The organism is Burkholderia sp. Ax-1724 (assembly GCF_011752995.1).
In the GTDB taxonomy this organism is placed as follows: domain Bacteria; phylum Pseudomonadota; class Gammaproteobacteria; order Burkholderiales; family Burkholderiaceae; genus Paraburkholderia.
In genome coordinates, this window is sequence record NZ_VWWL01000029.1 from 28,221 (window position 1) to 46,206 (window position 17,986).

Annotated in this window: 16 protein-coding genes; all 16 read right to left on the minus strand. The window is 61.1% G+C overall.

The window, feature by feature from the left end:
* Positions 1 to 535 precede the first annotated feature (535 nt).
* The gene (locus F3J19_RS28165; RefSeq protein ID WP_167049041.1) at positions 536 to 2,266 is read right to left on the minus strand and encodes an AMP-binding protein; all 1,731 of its coding nucleotides are present in this window, start codon (positions 2,264 to 2,266) and stop codon (positions 536 to 538) included.
* A 225-nt stretch (positions 2,267 to 2,491) separates the two neighbouring features.
* On the minus strand, positions 2,492 to 2,917 hold the full coding sequence (locus F3J19_RS28170; protein WP_007180027.1) for a F0F1 ATP synthase subunit epsilon: 426 nt from the start codon (positions 2,915 to 2,917) through the stop codon (positions 2,492 to 2,494).
* 153 nt (positions 2,918 to 3,070) lie between these two features.
* A complete protein-coding gene (gene atpD / locus F3J19_RS28175) occupies positions 3,071 to 4,465 on the minus strand; it encodes a F0F1 ATP synthase subunit beta (RefSeq protein ID WP_167049043.1) in 1,395 nt (464 codons plus the stop codon).
* A 99-nt stretch (positions 4,466 to 4,564) separates the two neighbouring features.
* A complete protein-coding gene (gene atpG / locus F3J19_RS28180; protein WP_167049045.1) occupies positions 4,565 to 5,449 on the minus strand; it encodes a F0F1 ATP synthase subunit gamma in 885 nt (294 codons plus the stop codon).
* 140 nt (positions 5,450 to 5,589) lie between these two features.
* A complete protein-coding gene (gene atpA / locus F3J19_RS28185; RefSeq protein WP_167049047.1) occupies positions 5,590 to 7,131 on the minus strand; it encodes a F0F1 ATP synthase subunit alpha in 1,542 nt (513 codons plus the stop codon).
* A 56-nt stretch (positions 7,132 to 7,187) separates the two neighbouring features.
* Positions 7,188 to 7,727: a F0F1 ATP synthase subunit delta gene (locus F3J19_RS28190; RefSeq protein WP_167049049.1), complete on the minus strand. Its 540-nt coding sequence runs from the start codon at positions 7,725 to 7,727 to the stop codon at positions 7,188 to 7,190.
* A gap of 2 nt (positions 7,728 to 7,729) precedes the next feature.
* On the minus strand, positions 7,730 to 8,200 hold the full coding sequence (locus F3J19_RS28195) for a F0F1 ATP synthase subunit B (protein WP_167049051.1): 471 nt from the start codon (positions 8,198 to 8,200) through the stop codon (positions 7,730 to 7,732).
* A gap of 138 nt (positions 8,201 to 8,338) precedes the next feature.
* Positions 8,339 to 8,608, minus strand: a complete 270-nt coding sequence (gene atpE, locus F3J19_RS28200) for a F0F1 ATP synthase subunit C (RefSeq protein WP_007180033.1) — start codon at positions 8,606 to 8,608, stop codon at positions 8,339 to 8,341.
* 82 nt (positions 8,609 to 8,690) lie between these two features.
* A complete protein-coding gene (gene atpB, locus F3J19_RS28205) occupies positions 8,691 to 9,542 on the minus strand; it encodes a F0F1 ATP synthase subunit A (protein WP_167049053.1) in 852 nt (283 codons plus the stop codon).
* 165 nt (positions 9,543 to 9,707) lie between these two features.
* Positions 9,708 to 10,253 (minus strand): ATP synthase subunit I, encoded by a 546-nt coding sequence (locus F3J19_RS28210; RefSeq protein WP_167049055.1) that lies wholly within the window; start codon positions 10,251 to 10,253, stop codon positions 9,708 to 9,710.
* A gap of 585 nt (positions 10,254 to 10,838) precedes the next feature.
* On the minus strand, positions 10,839 to 11,726 hold the full coding sequence (locus F3J19_RS28215) for a ParB/RepB/Spo0J family partition protein (protein ID WP_167049057.1): 888 nt from the start codon (positions 11,724 to 11,726) through the stop codon (positions 10,839 to 10,841).
* An 18-nt stretch (positions 11,727 to 11,744) separates the two neighbouring features.
* The gene (locus F3J19_RS28220) at positions 11,745 to 12,536 is read right to left on the minus strand and encodes a ParA family protein (protein ID WP_167049059.1); all 792 of its coding nucleotides are present in this window, start codon (positions 12,534 to 12,536) and stop codon (positions 11,745 to 11,747) included.
* 72 nt (positions 12,537 to 12,608) lie between these two features.
* Entirely contained in the window at positions 12,609 to 13,292 is a 684-nt protein-coding gene (gene rsmG, locus F3J19_RS28225; protein ID WP_167049061.1) for a 16S rRNA (guanine(527)-N(7))-methyltransferase RsmG, read from the minus strand.
* Positions 13,289 to 15,247 carry a tRNA uridine-5-carboxymethylaminomethyl(34) synthesis enzyme MnmG gene (mnmG, locus tag F3J19_RS28230; protein WP_167049063.1) on the minus strand — a complete coding sequence of 653 codons (1,959 nt, stop codon included), beginning with the start codon at positions 15,245 to 15,247 and terminating at the stop codon, positions 13,289 to 13,291. The genes rsmG and mnmG overlap by 4 nt, the downstream gene beginning before the upstream one ends.
* 175 nt (positions 15,248 to 15,422) lie before the next feature.
* Positions 15,423 to 16,199 carry an ABC transporter ATP-binding protein gene (locus tag F3J19_RS28235; RefSeq protein ID WP_167049065.1) on the minus strand — a complete coding sequence of 259 codons (777 nt, stop codon included), beginning with the start codon at positions 16,197 to 16,199 and terminating at the stop codon, positions 15,423 to 15,425.
* Complete coding sequence (locus tag F3J19_RS28240; protein ID WP_167049067.1) at positions 16,199 to 17,983, minus strand: branched-chain amino acid ABC transporter ATP-binding protein/permease; 1,785 nt, start codon at positions 17,981 to 17,983, stop codon at positions 16,199 to 16,201. Before F3J19_RS28240 ends, F3J19_RS28235 begins: the two co-directional genes overlap by 1 nt.
* Positions 17,984 to 17,986 lie beyond the last annotated feature (3 nt).

A 17,986-nucleotide genomic window follows, 5' to 3' on the forward strand; every position in this document is an offset into this window, starting at 1 on the left:
GCAAAAGATGCATATGCAACTACTTCATGCGCAATCGACCGAATAGTTTATGCGGCGATATGCGTCGCGAATGGCATCAATCATGCGTATGAAATTGCGCGGCAGTCATCGGTAAATACTACGTTTGAAACGATTTATTTTGGCAATAAATCCCGCAGCGCCTTATCTGGCGGGCGTTACAACCTGAAACACTTTGTTACCGCGCTCATAAGTTAATTCGCCCACAATGCCCTCAACGGTTTCAACACGGATGTGGCTGGGTGCGTGGTGTGAGCGGATACGATGCACTTGCCGGTCGGCTTTGCCGAAGCCCTGTGAAGGGGCATCCCTGTTGGGGCCGTAATCGGCACAGGGTCGCCGTGATAGCCGGTCCCATCTTTGGTCTCCTCGCGCTAACCCCGTAGCGTGTGGTTTTTAGCGGGCTCCAGGCCCGCTTTTTTTTCGTCTTCCCAAACGTTTGCGCGAGACGAAACCTCTCACGCAACCCGCGTTTCCTTCCCTATTCGAATCCTGTATCACGAGTGCTCGTGAGGCATCACGCGGTCTTGTCTACGCTCAGCTTCAATTCGCCGATCATCCGCTCACGCATGATGAATTTTTGTACCTTGCCGGTTACGGTCATCGGCAATTCGTCGACGAAACGGATGTATCGCGGCACCTTGTAGTGCGCAATCTGCCCTTGGCAGAACTGCTGGATCTCTTCGGCGGTCGCATGTTCGCCCGCGCGCAGCACGACCCACGCGCAAACCTCTTCGCCATACTTCGCGTCGGGCACGCCAAACACCTGCACGCTCTGAATCTTCGGGTGGCGAAACAGAAACTCCTCAATCTCGCGCGGATAGATGTTTTCTCCGCCGCGAATCAGCATGTCCTTCAGGCGGCCGACGATGTTGCAGTAGCCCTCGCTATCGAGCGTCGCCAGATCGCCGGTATGCATCCAGCCGTCGACAATGCTCTCGCGCGTCTTCGCCTCATCGCCCCAATAACCGAGCATCACCGAGTAGCCGCGCGTGCAGAGCTCGCCGGTCTCGCCGACCGGCACGACATTGCCGAGCGGATCGATGATTTTCACTTCCAGATGCGGCTGGATACGGCCGACCGTCGTAGTGCGCTTGTCGAGCGGATCGGTCGTCGAGCTCTGGAACGACACCGGGCTCGTTTCCGTCATGCCGTAGGCGATGGTGATCTCGGCCAGGTGCATCTTCGAGACGACCTTCTTCATCGTTTCGATCGGGCATGGCGAACCCGCCATGATGCCGGTACGCAGGCGCGAGAAGTCGTGGGATGCGAACGTCGGGTGATCGAGTTCGGCGATGAACATCGTCGGCACGCCATGCAGCGCGGTGCATTTTTCGTCCGCGGCCGCGGACAGCGTCGCGGCCGGGTCGAAGCCTTCGCCCGGAAACACCATGTTCGTGCCCACCGAGACGCACGCGAGCACCGCCAGCACCATCCCGAAGCAGTGATAGAGCGGCACGGGAATGCACAAGCCGTCGTGTTCGCTCAACCGCATCGCCATCGCGATATAGCGTGCGTTGTTGACCACGTTGCTATGCGTCAGCGTCGCGCCCTTCGGGTTGCCGGTCGTGCCGCTCGTGAACTGGATGTTGATCGGTTCGTGACACGACAGCGTGGCGCCGATCGCATCGAGCCTGGCCGTGTCGAGCGTCGCGCGCCCCCGCTCGATCAGCTCGGAAAAGCTCAGCATGCCCGGCGTTTCCGTGTCGCCCATGCGGATCACGTAGCGCAACTCCGGCAGCCGCGCGGCGTGGAGTTCGCCGGGTGCCTGCGTTGCCAGTTCGGGAGCCAGTTCCTGCAGCATCTCGAGATACATCGACGCCTTGAAGCGCTCGGCGGCAATAATCGCCTTGCAGCCGACCTTGTTCAGCGCGTATTCGAGTTCGGCGAGCCGGTAAGCCGGATTGATATTGACGAGGATCGCGCCGATGCGCGCCGTCGCGAACTGCGTCAGCAGCCACTCGACGCGATTCGGCGACCAGATACCGACGCGATCGCCCTTCGCGATACCGAGCGCGAGCAGCCCTGACGCGAGCACATCCACCTCGTCCGCGAACGCCTTCCACGTCCAGCGGATGCCCTGCTCGCGAAACACCACGGCTGGCCGATCGGGAAAGCGAGCCGCCGTTTCTCGCAGAAACTCGCCGACGGTCGCTTCGCTCAACGGAATTTCAGTCGACCCGCGCACATACGACAGTCCGTCCCTAGGTTCGATGAGCGCACCTTCGCCCGACATATGCGTTGCCATGGTGTTGTCTCCGTGAGCGAAAGCTCGCTCGACTGAAATACATTTGAAATCGATTGTGCCATCGGCTTAGGGCCAACCGGCATCAAGTCTTACCCGCAGCGCATTGCGCGGATGGCGACCGCTGGTCTTCTCTCTCCCAACTACGCGGATTTTTACCTTTACGTAAACGTCAATTTAATGCCGAAAAAAAGCAGCCGCGAAGGCTGCTCTTTTCTACCGCGTGTCTTAGTGCTGACCGCGCAGCTTGCGCAGACGCTGGATAGCCGCGAGCTGAGCCGTCGCATACGCGAGTTCCGCCTGCGCGGTTGCGTATTCGAGGTTCGAACCCGTGTTCTGCAGCGCCTCTTCCGCGCGCTTGCGCGCGTCTTCGGCCTTGGCCTCGTCGAGATCCTTACCGCGGATTGCCGTGTCGGCGAGAACCGTCACAGCGCCCGGCTGGATTTCGAGGATGCCGCCGGCGACGAACACAAACTCTTCTTCGCCGTTTTCAGCTTCGATACGCACCGCACCCGGACGAATCCGCGTGATGAGCGGCGTGTGGCCCGGCAGAATGCCGAGTTCACCCGCTTCGCCCGGCAGCGCGACGAACTTCGCCTGGCCCGAGAAGATCTGCTCTTCCGCGCTGACGACGTCTACTTTAATGGTTGCCATAAGTGTCGACTCCTGTCGACGAAAGTAAGCACTTTGGTGCGCTCACTTTCGTCTCATGCAAGGCTGGGTTAAGCGTAGTGAAGGCGAGATAAGTCAGTAGTGACTTATTCAGTCGGTACGACTTTGCTGCGCCCGCTTCGTTACACCCGACCTTTACTGGATCTTCTTGGCCTTTTCGAAGGCTTCGTCGATCGTGCCGACCATGTAGAACGCCTGCTCCGGCAGATGGTCGCACTCGCCTTCGACGATCATCTTGAAGCCACGGATCGTTTCCTTCAGCGGCACGTACTTGCCCGGCGAGCCCGTGAACACTTCAGCGACGTGGAACGGCTGCGACAGGAAACGCTGGATCTTACGAGCGCGCGCAACGGCGAGCTTGTCTTCCGGTGCGAGTTCGTCCATGCCCAGAATCGCGATGATGTCGCGCAGTTCCTTGTAGCGCTGCAGCGTTTGCTGCACGCCGCGCGTGATCGAGTAGTGCTCTTCGCCGATCACGTTCGGGTCGATCTGGCGCGAGGTCGAATCGAGCGGGTCCACTGCGGGGTAGATACCGAGCGAAGCGATGTCACGCGACAGCACGACGGTTGCGTCCAGGTGGCCGAAGGTCGTAGCCGGCGACGGGTCGGTCAAGTCGTCCGCAGGGACATACACGGCCTGCACCGAGGTGATCGAGCCGGTCTTGGTCGACGTAATACGCTCTTGCAGCTTACCCATTTCTTCAGCCAGCGTCGGCTGATAGCCCACCGCCGACGGCATACGGCCGAGCAGTGCCGACACTTCGGTACCGGCCAGCGTGAAACGGTAGATGTTGTCGACGAAGAACAGCACGTCGAGGCCTTCGTCACGGAAGTGCTCGGCCATCGTCAGGCCGGTCAGCGCGACGCGCAGACGGTTGCCCGGCGGCTCGTTCATCTGGCCGTACACGAGCGCGACCTTGTCGAGAACGTTCGAGTCCTTCATTTCATGATAGAAGTCGTTCCCTTCGCGGGTCCGCTCGCCCACACCGGCGAACACGGAGTAACCGCCGTGCTCCTTCGCGATGTTGTTGATCAGTTCCATCATGTTCACGGTCTTGCCCACGCCGGCGCCACCGAACAGACCCACCTTGCCGCCCTTCGCGAACGGGCAGATCAGGTCGATCACCTTGATGCCGGTTTCGAGCAGTTCCGTCGACGGCGACAGTTCGTCGAACGCCGGCGCCTTCTGGTGGATCGAGCGCATGTTTTCGCTCGCGATCGGACCGGCTTCGTCGATCGGACGGCCCAGCACGTCCATGATGCGGCCGAGGGTCGGCTTGCCGACCGGCACGCTGATCGGGTTACCGGTGTTCTTCACGATCGTGCCGCGGCGCAGACCGTCCGAAGCACCCAGACAGATGGTGCGGACCACGCCGTCGCCCAGCTGCTGCTGGACTTCGAGCGTCAGTTCCGAACCTTCGAGAATGAGCGCGTCGTAAATCTTCGGCATGGTTTCACGCGGAAATTCCACGTCGATCACCGCGCCGATGCACTGTACGATCTTGCCTTCTACCAAAGCAGTAGTACTCATCGCTTTTCCTTTAGATACTCAATTCTTCACTCGCGCAAAGGCGCAGTTTCGATGGGTGCGCCACTACGGGCGCACATGAGCGGCTGCCGACCGTTACGGTCAGACCGCCGCCGCACCACCGACGATTTCCGACAGTTCTTTCGTGATCGCGGCCTGACGGCTCTTGTTGTACACGAGTTGCAGTTCGTTGATGACCGTCTTCGCGTTGTCCGAAGCGGCCTTCATCGCCACCATCCGGGCCGATTGCTCCGATGCCATGTTTTCCGCGACGGCCTGATAGACCAGCGCTTCGACATAACGCACCAGCAGCTCGTCCACCACGGCCTGCGCATCCGGCTCGTAGATGTAGTCCCACTGCGTGCGCGGCGTCGTGCCGTCTTCTTCCGTGCGCTCGAACTGCTCCGCCGACAGCGGCAGCAGCTGCTCGATCACCGGCTCCTGCTTCATCGTGTTGACGAAGCGCGTGTACGCGAGGTACACCGCCGAAATCTTGCCTTCCGAGAACAGGTCGAGTTGCACCTTGACTGCGCCGATCAGCTTTTCCAGATGCGGCGTATCGCCCAGATGCACGACGTTCGACACGACCTTGGCGCGCAAACGGTTCAGGAAACCGAGCCCCTTGCTGCCGATCGCGGTTGCTTCGATCGTCTTGCCCTGGCCTTCCAGTTCCTTGAACTTCTGCACCGACGCGCGCAGCACGTTGGTGTTCATCCCACCGCACAGACCCTTATCGGTCGTGACGAGGATGATGCCGGCCGCCTTCGCGCCGTCGTTCGACACCATGAACGGGTGACGATACTCCGGGTTCGCACGGCTCATGTGCGCAGCGATGTCGCGGACCTTGTCGGCATACGGGCGAGCAGCGCGCATGCGCTCCTGAGCGCGGCGCATCTTCGATGCGGCCACCATCTCCATCGCTTTCGTGATCTTGCGCGTGTTTTGCACGCTCTTGATCTTGCCGCGAATTTCCTTCATTCCAGCCATTGCTTGCTCCTTTGTCGGCCCGAGTTAGCGCTTCAGCGCTTACTCGGGTCCCATGCAAAGCGGTCGAAGCAGCACGGGAGCATTCGCATGCGGCCCGCGCCGCTTCAAGGTCCGTTTATGCCTTGCGGATCACTCGCGGATCAATAAGCGCCGGACTTCTTGAAGTCTTTGACGGCCGTATGCAGCAGGCCTTCGTCGTCCTTCGAGAGTTCCTTGGTATCTTCGATACGCTTGACCAGGTCAGCATGGCTCGCCTTCAGGTGGTCGCGCAGGCCCTTTTCGAACGGCAGAACCTGACCGACTTCGAGGTCGTCGAGGTAACCGTTGTTCGCCGCGAACAGCGACACAGCCAGTTCCCACACCTGCAGCGGCTGATACTGCGGCTGCTTGAGCAGTTCCGTCACGCGGCGGCCGCGCTCGAGCTGCTTGCGGGTCGCTTCGTCGAGGTCCGATGCGAACTGCGCGAACGCTGCGAGTTCACGGTACTGCGCGAGGTCGGTACGGATACCGCCCGACAGCTTCTTCACGACCTTCGTCTGTGCCGCGCCACCCACACGCGACACCGACACGCCGGCGTTAATTGCCGGGCGGATACCTGCGTTGAAGAGGTCGGTTTCAAGGAAGATCTGGCCGTCGGTAATCGAGATCACGTTCGTCGGAACGAATGCGGTCACGTCGCCTGCCTGCGTTTCGATGACCGGCAGTGCCGTCAGCGAGCCGCTCTTGCCCTTCACTTCGCCGTTGGTGAACTTCTCGACGTACTCTTCCGAGACGCGAGCAGCACGCTCAAGCAGACGCGAGTGCAGATAGAACACGTCACCCGGGTAAGCTTCACGGCCCGGCGGGCGGCGCAGCAGCAGCGAGATCTGACGGTATGCCCAGGCCTGCTTGGTCAAGTCGTCATAAACGATCAGCGCGTCCTGGCCGCGATCGCGGAAGTATTCGCCCATCGTGCAGCCGGCGTACGGCGCGAGGTACTGCATCGCTGCCGAATCCGAAGCCGAAGCGGCCACGACGATCGTGTATTCGAGCGCGCCCGATTCTTCGAGCTTGCGCACCACGTTCATGATCGACGAAGCCTTCTGGCCGATCGCGACGTAGATACAGACGAGGTTCTTGCCCTTCTGGTTGATGATCGCGTCGACTGCGACTGCGGTCTTGCCGCACTGGCGGTCGCCGATGATCAGCTCGCGCTGGCCACGGCCGATCGGCACCATCGCGTCGATCGACTTCAGGCCGGTCTGGACCGGCTCCGAAACCGACTTACGCCAGATCACGCCCGGTGCAATCTTTTCGATTGCGTCGGTCATCTTCGCGTTGAGCGGGCCCTTGCCGTCGATCGGGTTGCCGAGTGCGTCGACCACGCGGCCGAGCAGTTCCGGACCCACCGGCACTTCGAGAATGCGGCCCGTCGTCTTGACGATGTCGCCTTCCGAAATGTGTTCGTACTCACCCAGAATCACGGCACCGACCGAGTCGCGCTCGAGGTTCAATGCGAGACCGAAGGTGTTGCCCGGAAATTCGAGCATTTCGCCCTGCATCACTTCCGACAGGCCGTGGATACGCACGATACCGTCGGTCACGGAGATCACGGTGCCCTGGTTGCGAACGTCTGCGCTCGCGTCAAGGCCCTGGATCCGGCTCTTGATCAGCTCGCTGATCTCAGAGGGATTGAGTTGCATTATTCGCTCCTGATAGTCAATTCTGTTGCGTGCCAGCCGCTAAAGCGCAAGGCGCTTCAGGCCGTCAGGGCCGTCTGCATGCTGGCAAGCCGCGCGCGGACCGAGGTATCGAGCACTTCGTCGCCGACCGTCACGCGCACGCCGCCGATCAACGACGGGTCGACTTCGACCGTCGGCTTCAGCTTGCGCTTGAACTTGCGTTCGAGGCTTGCGACGAGTTCGTTCAACTGCGCACCTTCGAGCGGGAATGCGCTGACGATCAGCACATCTGCCGCCCCTTCGCGGGCGTTCTTCAACTCTTCGAACTGCGAGGCGATTTCCGGCAGCAATTGCAGGCGATGGTTGTCCACCAGCATCTGCACCAGATTCTTCGCTTGCGCGTTGTCCTTGAGCGGCGACTTGACCGCAGCCAGCAGCAGATCGCTGACCTGGGTGCGGCTCACTTTCGGGCTCGAGGCGATCGACAGCACTTCGGGCAGACGCGCAACCTGTGCCAGCTCCTGCACGAGCGTGGACCAGGCGGCGATGTCACCAGCTTCGGCCACGCCAAACAGCGCTTCCGCGTACGGACGGGCGATGGTTGCAAGTTCGGCCATGATCAGAGCTCGGCTTTCAGTTGATTCAGCAGGTCAGCGTGAGCGGCCTGGTCGACTTCGCGCTTCAGGATCTGCTCAGCGCCCTTCACGGCGAGTGCGGCGACTTCGCCGCGCAGCGTTTCGCGCGCCTTCACGACTTGCTGCTCCGCGTCGGCCTTCGCCTGCGCGATGATGCGGGCGGCTTCAGCCTGTGCCTGTGCCTTGATTTCGTCGGCGACTGCCACGGCGCGCTTTTCCGCGTCGGCAATACGCTGCTGGCCGGCATTGCGTGCCTGGGAGAGTTCCTGGTCGACGCGCTTGTGAGCGGCTTCGAGTTCCTGCTTGCCCTTTTCCGCGGCGGAGAGGCCGTCAGCGATCTTCTTCGAGCGCTCGTCGAGGGCGTTGATCAGCGGCGGCCACACGAACTTCATCGTGAACCACGCGAGGATCAGGAACACGACCATTTGCGCAAACAGGGTTGCGTTGAGATTCACGGTGTTTCCTTAAACGTTGCTTGTTCGGAAAGTGAAACGGCAAGGCGCTCATCGATTCTGTGTTCGATCAGCGCCCCAGTACCCGTTCCGCCCTGCGCCTTTACCAGTTATAGCTCAGACGCAAACCTCCGAGGAACCTCAGCCTGCCAGCTTCGACAGCAGCGGGTTCGCGAACGCAAACAGCATTGCCACACCAACGCCAATCAGGAACGCCGCGTCGATCAGACCAGCCAGCAGGAACATCTTGGTTTGCAGCGGGTTCATCAGTTCCGGCTGACGGGCGCATGCTTCGATGTACTTGCCGCCCATCAGACCGATACCGATACAGGCGCCGATTGCACCCAGGCCGATGATGATGCCGATACCGATGGCGGTCAGACCCTGGATGTTGGCGATGAAAGCTTGCATGATCACTCCTTTGTGAAAAGTCTTTTAGAACTGGTTGGAACTGGGATTTGAAAAACTACGATTCTTTTACCGACCGCGCAGGTTAGTGCGTGTCGTGTGCCTGGCCGATGTACACCAGCGTCAGCATCATGAAAATGAACGCCTGCAGCAGAACGATCAGGATGTGGAAAATTGCCCACACGCTGCCGGCGATCACGTGGCCGATGAAGCCAAGCACCGTCGTGTCCGCGCCGAAGCTCCAGATGCTGCCGAGCAGGGCAATCAGCAGGAACAACAGTTCGCCCGCATACATGTTGCCGAACAGCCGCATGCCGAGCGAGACCGTCTTCGCGACGAACTCGATGATGTTCAGTGCAAGGTTCGGGATCCACAGGAGCGGATGCGCGCCGAACGGAGCAGACAGCAGTTCATGCACGAAGCCGCCGACGCCCTTGATCTTGAAGTTGTAGTAAATCATCAGCACGAACACGCCGAGTGCGATGCCGATGGTGCCGTTCAGGTCGGCGGTCGGCACGATGCGGTGGTGCGGAATCACTTCGGACAGACCCAGCCAGCCGATCACGCGGCCCGGCAGGTCGACGGGAATAAAGTCGAGGGAGTTCATCAGCGCGACCCAGACGAACACGGTCAGCGCGAGCGGAGCGATGAAAGTACGCGAGCCGTGGATCATCGCCTTCGATTGATCCTCGACCATTTCGACGAGCATTTCGATCGCGCACTGGAAACGGCCCGGCACGCCGGACGTTGCCTTGCGGGCAGCGAGATGCAGCACGAAGATGGTGACCAGGCCGCAAACGATCGACCAGAAGAGGGTGTCCAGATTCCACACGTGGATGTCGAAAATCGACGTCTGGTGCGCGGTGGAAAAGTTCTGCAAGTGGTGCGCAATGTACTCGGACGGGTCCATTGCTCGCGTGCCTTCGCTAGCTGCCATATCGTTAAAGCCACCCAAATTGTCGAAAATCGTTTGAGGCCGTTCCCGCCGAAATACTCTATTGCGGGAACGCGCCGGGTGCAGGCCCTGTCTCATCCGCACACCCGTGCCGACGCCACGCGCCGGCCTTAAATTCTTCGTGCTGCTATTTTTGGTACTGCTACCTTAGCGCCACGCCAAGGCAATCCAGTAAGTCTTCAGCGCGATGAGGTAGGTCACGAGCAGCGGAATCCAGCGCACATCGTGATACCAGAAGGCGATGCCTACAAACATCGCGATCGTTGTCCCCATCTTGAGCGCTTCGCCGATCATCCAGCTCATCACTGTCTCGACGCCGCGCTGCTTTATCAAACGTGCCGCGAACAACGCGCCCGGCACCCAACAGATCGCTCCCCCCAGGAACGCGGACAGCGCAGCAGCGCCCGGCGGCTTATAAAACAGCCACCACGCCAGCGTAGCAACCAGGGACAAAACCACTTGCGCCGCAACGACCCTGAAAGGCGTCACCCGCGATGGACGACCCACGTCAGGACCAAACAGCTTTTCTGCCTCGGCCCGCGTGAGCGGAACGATGTTGTTATCTTCCTGCCCGTCATCCCATGCTTCGGCCGGGTCGAACTGCCGGCTGGAGGACGCATCGGAAGCGGAGCGTTCTGCGCGGTGTTCGTCGTGCCCATTCTTCGGCGACAGATTCGACGTTTTGACCGCCATCGCAATGTTCCGAAAGTCTCTTTCCAGCCCGCGAGCTTACGCAGCGCTTACGGGGTTGCCGTGCAATTAAATCCGGGCGATTGTAAGCGATAGTTGCAGGCAATTCAAGACTTTAGGCCGCGCTATAACGGCGTGAAACTTGGGCCCACGATACGGTAAAACGCTTGCTGGCAGCGCGAAACACGTCAAATGTAAGGCAGGCGTGGGACGACAAAACCATGGCTCCCGATCGCATGGATCGAAGCTTGCCGGCAGGCTGTTTCGACGTTATGGCAGACGTCTCGGAAATGCAACAAATGCGGTTTTTTTCGGGGAGAACTGGCGCCGTTTCGTGCTGGCAGCGTCTATGCGGGGAACATGTTTACGCGAGTGTATCTGCCCGCTTGCGATAGCAGGCCGTAAGGATTGCCGTGGCCGTCGATCTACCATTGCAGCCCACTCAAACCTGGCATGGCTGATTATTTGGCCGATACTATTCAGGAATCCATGATAATTGGAAAGCATGTTCGTTAGTCAAAAAACGATTCACGAGGCAAGGTTCGAGGGCGCCCGGAACCGCAGCGCCCTACCCTCATTGATCGTCGGTCAGACGTTGGCATTGCCGCGCAAGCGGACAAGAATGCCTTCTAGGGCGTCGAGATCGCCGAAGTCCACGAGCACCTGGCCACGGCCACGCCGGCCGAGTTTGATTTTCACGGTCGACGCCAGCAGGTCCGAGAGTTCCTCTTCGAGACGCCGCGTATCGCGCCCGCCATCCGGATTCGCGCGGGCCTTGACCGTGGGCGTCGTCTTCGTCGTCATCGCGACGAGCTTTTCGGTCTCGCGCACCGAGAGGCGTTTGTTGACGACCTGGTTGGCCAGCGTGATCTGCGTCGCGGCATCGACGGCGAGCAACGCGCGAGCGTGGCCCATGTCGAGATCTCCGGCGAGCAGCATCGTTTGCACCGGCGCCGCGAGATTGAGCAGACGCAGCAGATTCGACACCGCGCTGCGCGAGCGGCCAACCGATTCCGCCGCCTGCTCGTGCGTGAAGTGGAATTCGTCGAGCAAACGCTGGATGCCCTGCGCTTCTTCGAGCGGATTCAGATCTTCGCGCTGAATGTTCTCGATCAGCGCCATCGCGGCGGCGGCCTGGTCCGGCACGTCCTTCACGAGCACCGGCACCTCTTCAAGGCCGGCAAGGCGTGCGGCACGGAAACGTCGTTCACCGGCGATGATCTCGTATTTGTCCGCGGAGATCGGGCGCACCAGAATCGGCTGCATCAGCCCCTGCGCGCGGATGCTGGCCGCGAGTTCCTGCAGCGCGCCCTCGTCCATGCGCGTGCGCGGCTGGTATTTGCCGGCCTGCATCTTGCTGAGCGGTAGCACGTTCGGCGCACCCTCGATCGCCACCGCCTCGGTGATATCCGCGGTGCCGCCGAGCAATGCCTCCAGACCGCGGCCCAATCCTTTCTTTCTTGCTACTGCGTTCATCGTGCTTCCTCGATCCACTTAGGATGCTTGGGGCGCGTCGTTCAATGCGCGCACCCGCTCAATCATTTCCGCGCCGAACTGCACGTAGGCCTGCGCGCCACGCGACGCCCTGTCGAACACCACGCCGGGCAGCCCATAGCTGGGCGCCTCGGCAAGCCGTACGTTGCGCGGGATCACCGCGTCGAACACCTTGTCGCCGAAATGCTCTTTCAGTTGATCCGAAACCTGCTGTTGCAATGTGATGCGCGGATCGAACATCACGCGCAGCAAACCGATCACCTTCAGGTCACGGTTCAGATTGGCGTGAACCTGCTTGATCGTATTGACGAGGTCGGACAGGCCTTCGAGCGCGAAGTATTCGCACTGCATCGGGATCACGACGCCATGCGCGGAGCACAGCCCGTTGAGCGTGAGCAGCGACAATGCGGGTGGGCAATCGATCAACACGAAGTCGTATTCGCTCTCGACCGCCGCAAGCGCCACCTTCAACTGACGCTCGCGATTTTGCATGCTGACCAGTTCCACCTCGGCGCCCGCGAGTTCGCGATTCGCGGGCAACACATCGTAGCCGACCGCTTCCGGCCGCACGCGCGCATCGGCCACGGACACGTTATCCACGAGCACTTCGTAGACAGTGTTCGTACATTCGGCCTTATCGATGCCGCTCCCCATCGTGGCATTGCCCTGCGGGTCCAGATCGATGAGAAGAACTCGCTGTCCCTGCGCTGCCAGGCTCGCGGCCAGATTGACTGTGGTGGTGGTCTTGCCGACACCACCCTTCTGGTTCGCAACGCAGAAGATTTTTGCCATCGTTGGTGTGTCCCTTTTGCTGCTTGATGAAGTGAAGATCGTTGAGGATGCGGGTCGCCGTGGGAGTGGCCGTCAGCTTTCCGCGCCCAGCCGAACCTTGATCAGGTGCCGTTCGGCGTCGAGCGACGGCACGTTCAGCCGGATGATCCGTTCCACGTGGGCGCCCGCCGGCAGACGCCCGATTTCACCGTCCGGCTGCACGCCCTTCATCGCCCAGATCGCGCCCTGCTCCGCAACCAGGTGACGGGCCAGTGTAACGAAATCCGTGAGTTCTGCGAATGCGCGCGAAACGATTACGTCGAACTTTGCCGGTACTTCGGCGCCGGGCCGCAATGTCTCGACGCGTCCCGTCACGACCGACAGATTCGCGAGACCCAGCTCGGCCTTCGCCTGAGCCTGGAAAGCCGTCTTTTTATGAACAATATCGTTCGTGGTGACGGTCCATTCGGGCAGTACGATTGCCAGCACGATCCCGGGCAAGCCGCCGCCCGAACCGACGTCGAGCACAGAAGACGGGCCGAGCGGCGCGAGATGCGGCACGATCGAAAGAGAATCGAGAATATGCTGGACCAGCATTTGCCGCGGATCGCGAATCGCCGTCAGGTTGTAGACGTTATTCCACTTCGCCAACAGGGCGACGTAATCAAGCAGCTTGCGTTGCTGAACGTCGCTCAGGTCGAGGCCCAGCTCACGGACACCATCCGCCAGCAGCGACGCCAGGGCCTGCTGATCGATACCCCTCTGCCCTGCCGTCATTGCACCACCGGCTTGCTGTCGGTGCCGGGTTCGGCGGGCTTCGCCGGACGCCGCCCAAGGCCTCGCTTCAGATGAACCATCAGCAACGAGATAGCCGCCGGCGTGATGCCCGAGATACGGGATGCCTGGCCAATCGTTTCCGGCCGGAACTGCGTCAGCTTCTGGCGTGCCTCGAACGACAGCCCGCGAACCTCTGCGTAGTCGAGCCCTTCCGGCAGACGCGTGTTTTCGTGCGCCTCGTTGCGTTCGATTTCATCGGCCTGGCGATCGATGTAGCCCTGATATTTGATGCCGATCTCGATCTGCTCCTTGATCTGAGCGAGCAGTACGTCGTCTTCGGCGAGCACTTCGGGCGCACCGCACGTGCCGCTACGCAAGCCGCAGACGCCGTCGTAGCTCACGCCCGGTCGACGGAGCAAGTCCGCGAGGCTGTATTCGTGGTCGATCGGCTTGCCGAGCAGTGCCGTCGCTTCGTCGGCAGATAACGTCTTAGGATTGACCCACGTCGTACGAAGGCGCTCTGTTTCACGTGAAACAGCGTCGCGCTTGCGGCTGAACGCGTCCCAACGGGCGTCATCGATCACGCCCAACTCGCGGCCGATCTCGGTCAGGCGCATGTCGGCGTTGTCTTCGCGCAGGCTCAGGCGGTATTCGGCACGGCTTGTGAACATCCGGTACGGCTCGGACACCCCGCGCGTGACCAGATCGTCGACCAGCACGCCCAGATAGGCCTGATCGCGACGCGGGCACCATGCGTCCTTGCCCTGAACGTGCAAACCGGCATTGATACCGGCCAGCATGCCCTGCGCCGCCGCCTCTTCATAGCCAGTCGTCCCGTTGATCTGCCCTGCGAAGAACAGCCCGCTAATCACCTTGGTTTCCAGCGATGCCTTCAATCCGCGAGGATCGAAATAGTCGTACTCGATTGCATAACCGGGTCGCAGGATATGCGCATGCTCCAAACCGCGCATCGAACGCACCAGTTCGAGCTGCACGTCGAACGGCAGGCTCGTGGAAATCCCGTTCGGGTAGAACTCGTTGGTCGTCAGCCCTTCCGGTTCCAGGAAAATCTGATGCGATTCCTTCGACGCGAAACGGTGAATCTTGTCCTCAATCGACGGGCAATAGCGCGGCCCGACCCCTTCGATCACGCCCGTGTACATCGGCGAACGGTCGAGGCCGCTACGAATAATGTCGTGGGTGTGCTGATTCGTATGCGTGACCCAGCACGGCACTTGCCGCGGATGCTGCTCGACGCGCCCGAGGAACGAAAACACCGGCACCGGGTCCAGATCGCCCGGCTGCTCTTCGAGTTGCGAGAAATCGATCGTACGGCCGTCGATACGCGGCGGCGTACCAGTCTTGAGCCGTCCCTGCGGCAGCTTCAGCTCCTTCAGGCGTGCGGACAGCGAAACCGCAGCCGGATCACCCGCGCGGCCACCGGTGTAGTTGTTCAGACCGACGTGAATCTTGCCGTCGAGGAACGTACCCGCAGTCAGCACCACGGCGCGCGAGCGGAAACGGATGCCCACTTGCGTAACGGCGCCGGCCACGCGGTCGCCCTCGACCATCAGGTCGTCGACGGCCTGCTGGAACAGCCACAGATTCGGCTGATTTTCCAGACGATGACGGATCGCCGCCTTATAGAGCACGCGGTCGGCCTGAGCGCGCGTCGCACGCACCGCCGGCCCCTTCGACGAGTTCAGGATACGGAACTGGATGCCGCTTTCGTCGGTGGCGGCCGCCATGGCGCCGCCGAGCGCGTCGACTTCCTTGACCAGATGGCCTTTGCCAATGCCGCCGATCGACGGATTGCAGCTCATCTGCCCAAGGGTTTCGATGTTGTGGGTCAAGAGCAGTGTCTTATTACCCATGCGCGCCGATGCCAAAGCGGCTTCGGTGCCGGCATGACCGCCGCCAACGACGATTACGTCAAATTCTGTGGGAAAAAGCATCGCGGGATCTCACGCCAGATCGTCGCGTGAGCCTCAAAGGAAAATGTATGGGCGAATTATAACGGGTTCAGTTTCGGCCCGAATTTCGTCCGAATGGCTAACGAATAAAAAAAGCGGTGTGTTTCACGTGAAACACACCGCTTAAAAGACCGCCATCAGCAGAAAAGGTGCTGTGCTACGCCACTTTTTTCGCCAGGCCAAGATAGGTTTCGATCACGCGCGGATTCTGTGCGAGATCCGCTGCCGGTCCTTCGAGTGCCAACTCGCCGGTTTCGAGTACATAGCCGTAGTCGGAAATTTGCAGCGCGGCGCGTGCGTTCTGCTCGATCAGCAGCGTGGCAACACCCGTCTGCCGCAGCGCACTGATGATGTGGAAAATCTCCTTCACGATCAGCGGTGCGAGACCGAGGCTCGGCTCGTCGAGCATCAGCAGATCGGGCTTGCCCATCAGCGCGCGACCGACCGCCAGCATCTGCCGCTCGCCACCTGACAGCGTGCCAGCTTCCTGCTTGCGGCGCTCCTTCAGTCGTGGAAACAGCTCGAACACCGGTTCAAGCTGATCGAGGAAATTCCGCTCCCCTGCCCGCTTGCGCCGGTAAGCGCCGAGCACGAGGTTATCTTCGACCGTCATCGACGCAAATAGCTCGCGCTTTTCCGGCACCAGACACATGCCGCGTGCGACCCGCTTCTCGACCGGTATCGCGCTGACGTCCTCGCCGCGATAGTTGATCGCGCCCTTCGCATGGCCGGTGCCCGGCAACGCGCCCATGATTGCGTTCAGCAGCGTGGACTTGCCCGCGCCATTCGGACCGATCACCGAAACGATTTGTCCTGCCCGCACCCGGATCGCCGCGCCGTGCAGCGCCTCGACCTTGCCGTAACGGACCGATAGACCGTCCACGTCGAGAATCGGCGCCGCGGCCGCTACACCCGTCGTCATTGTGTTCTCCATCACTCCACCCCGCCCAGATACGCTTCAAGCACCGCCGGGTCCTGCTGCACGTCCTGCGGCAAACCTTCCGCGATCCGCGTCCCGAACTCCATGACCACAAGCCGGTCGGTGAGATTCATCACGAAATCCATATCGTGCTCGACCAGCAACACACTCATTCCTTCCGCTTTCAGGCGACGCAGCAGATCGGCGAGTTGCAGTTTTTCCTGATACCGCAGACCGGCGGCCGGTTCGTCGAGCAACAGCAGCGTCGGATCACAGCACAGCGCGCGAGAGATTTCGAGAATCCGCTGCTGTCCGAGCGCGAGGCTACCCGCCTCGTCATACATATGCTGCTCGAGACCGACGCGGCGAATCTGCCGGGCCGCCTCGGCCATCAAGCGCGCCTCTTCCGCGCGATTCAAGCGCACGATGCTGCGCCACACGCCCGCATGACCACGCAGATGCGCGCCGATCGCGACGTTCTCCAGCACCGTCATGCCCGGCAGCAGCTTGACGTGCTGGAACGTACGGCCGATCCCGCGTTTGACGATTTCACGTGAACTGAGCGCATCGATACGCTCGCCGCGAAACGTGATCTCGCCGCTCGTCGCCTGAAGCACGCCGGTCACGAGATTGAAGGTGGTCGATTTGCCGGCGCCGTTCGGCCCGATCAGTCCGATGATCTGCCCGGCTTTGACTTCGAAGCTCACGTCGTTCACCGCGACGAGGCCGCCGAACTGCTTGCGCGCCTTGTTCACCGTCAGCAGGTTTTCGCCGGCTTGCGGTTTGTTGCGCTGCGGTAGAGGCTCCGCGTGATCGGCGAGATGCGCATGCGACCCGCGTGGGAAAAAGCGCGCGACGAACGGCCACACGCCCTGTCGCGCGTACTGCAACAGCAGCACCATCAGAATGCCGAACACGATCACTTCGAAATTGCCGTTCTCGCCGAGCAGCTTCGGCAGCAGCGTTTGCAGATAATCCTGCAGCACGGTCAGGATCGCTGCGCCGAGCACCGCGCCCCACACATGCGAAACGCCGCCCACCACCGCCATGAACAGAAACTCGATGCCGTGGTTGAGGCCGAACGGCGTCGGATTCACCGCGCGTTGCAGATGCGCATACAGAAAGCCCGACACCGACGCGAGCACCGCCGCATAAACGAAGATCACGACGCGCATCCAGCCGGTATTGACGCCCATCGCCTCGGCCATCAGACCGCCGCCGCGCAGCGCACGGATCGCGCGGCCCGGCCGGCTATTAAGCAGATTCTGAACAGAGACGACCGCGCCGAGCACGACCGCCCAGATCAGGTAGTAGATATGGCGGCCGGACTCGAGGTTTATCCCAAAAACATTGAGCACCGGGATGCCGTTGATGCCGTCGTACTTGCCGAGCATATCGAGATTGCCGAACAGGTAGAACAGCGCGAGCCCCCAGGCGATCGTGCCGAGCGGCAGGAAGTGGCCGGACAAGCGCATCGTCACGAGACCGAGCATCAGCGCGACCAGGGCGGTCACGATGATGCCGGCGATCAACGCAAGCCACGGCGACACGCCGTAGCTCGTCGTCAGATACGCGGTCGCATAGGCGCCGATGCCGACGAACGCGGCCTGCCCGAAGCTCGTCATGCCGCCGATGCCAGTCAGCAGCACGAGGCCGATGGCGACGATCGCATACAGCCCGATGTAGTTGAGCAGCGTGACCCAGTACTCGGGCACGTGGATCGGATGCGGCAGCACGGGCAACGCGAACAGCACCACGAGGAACAACCAGAAGAACTTCTTTTGCATGATCCGTTTCATCGC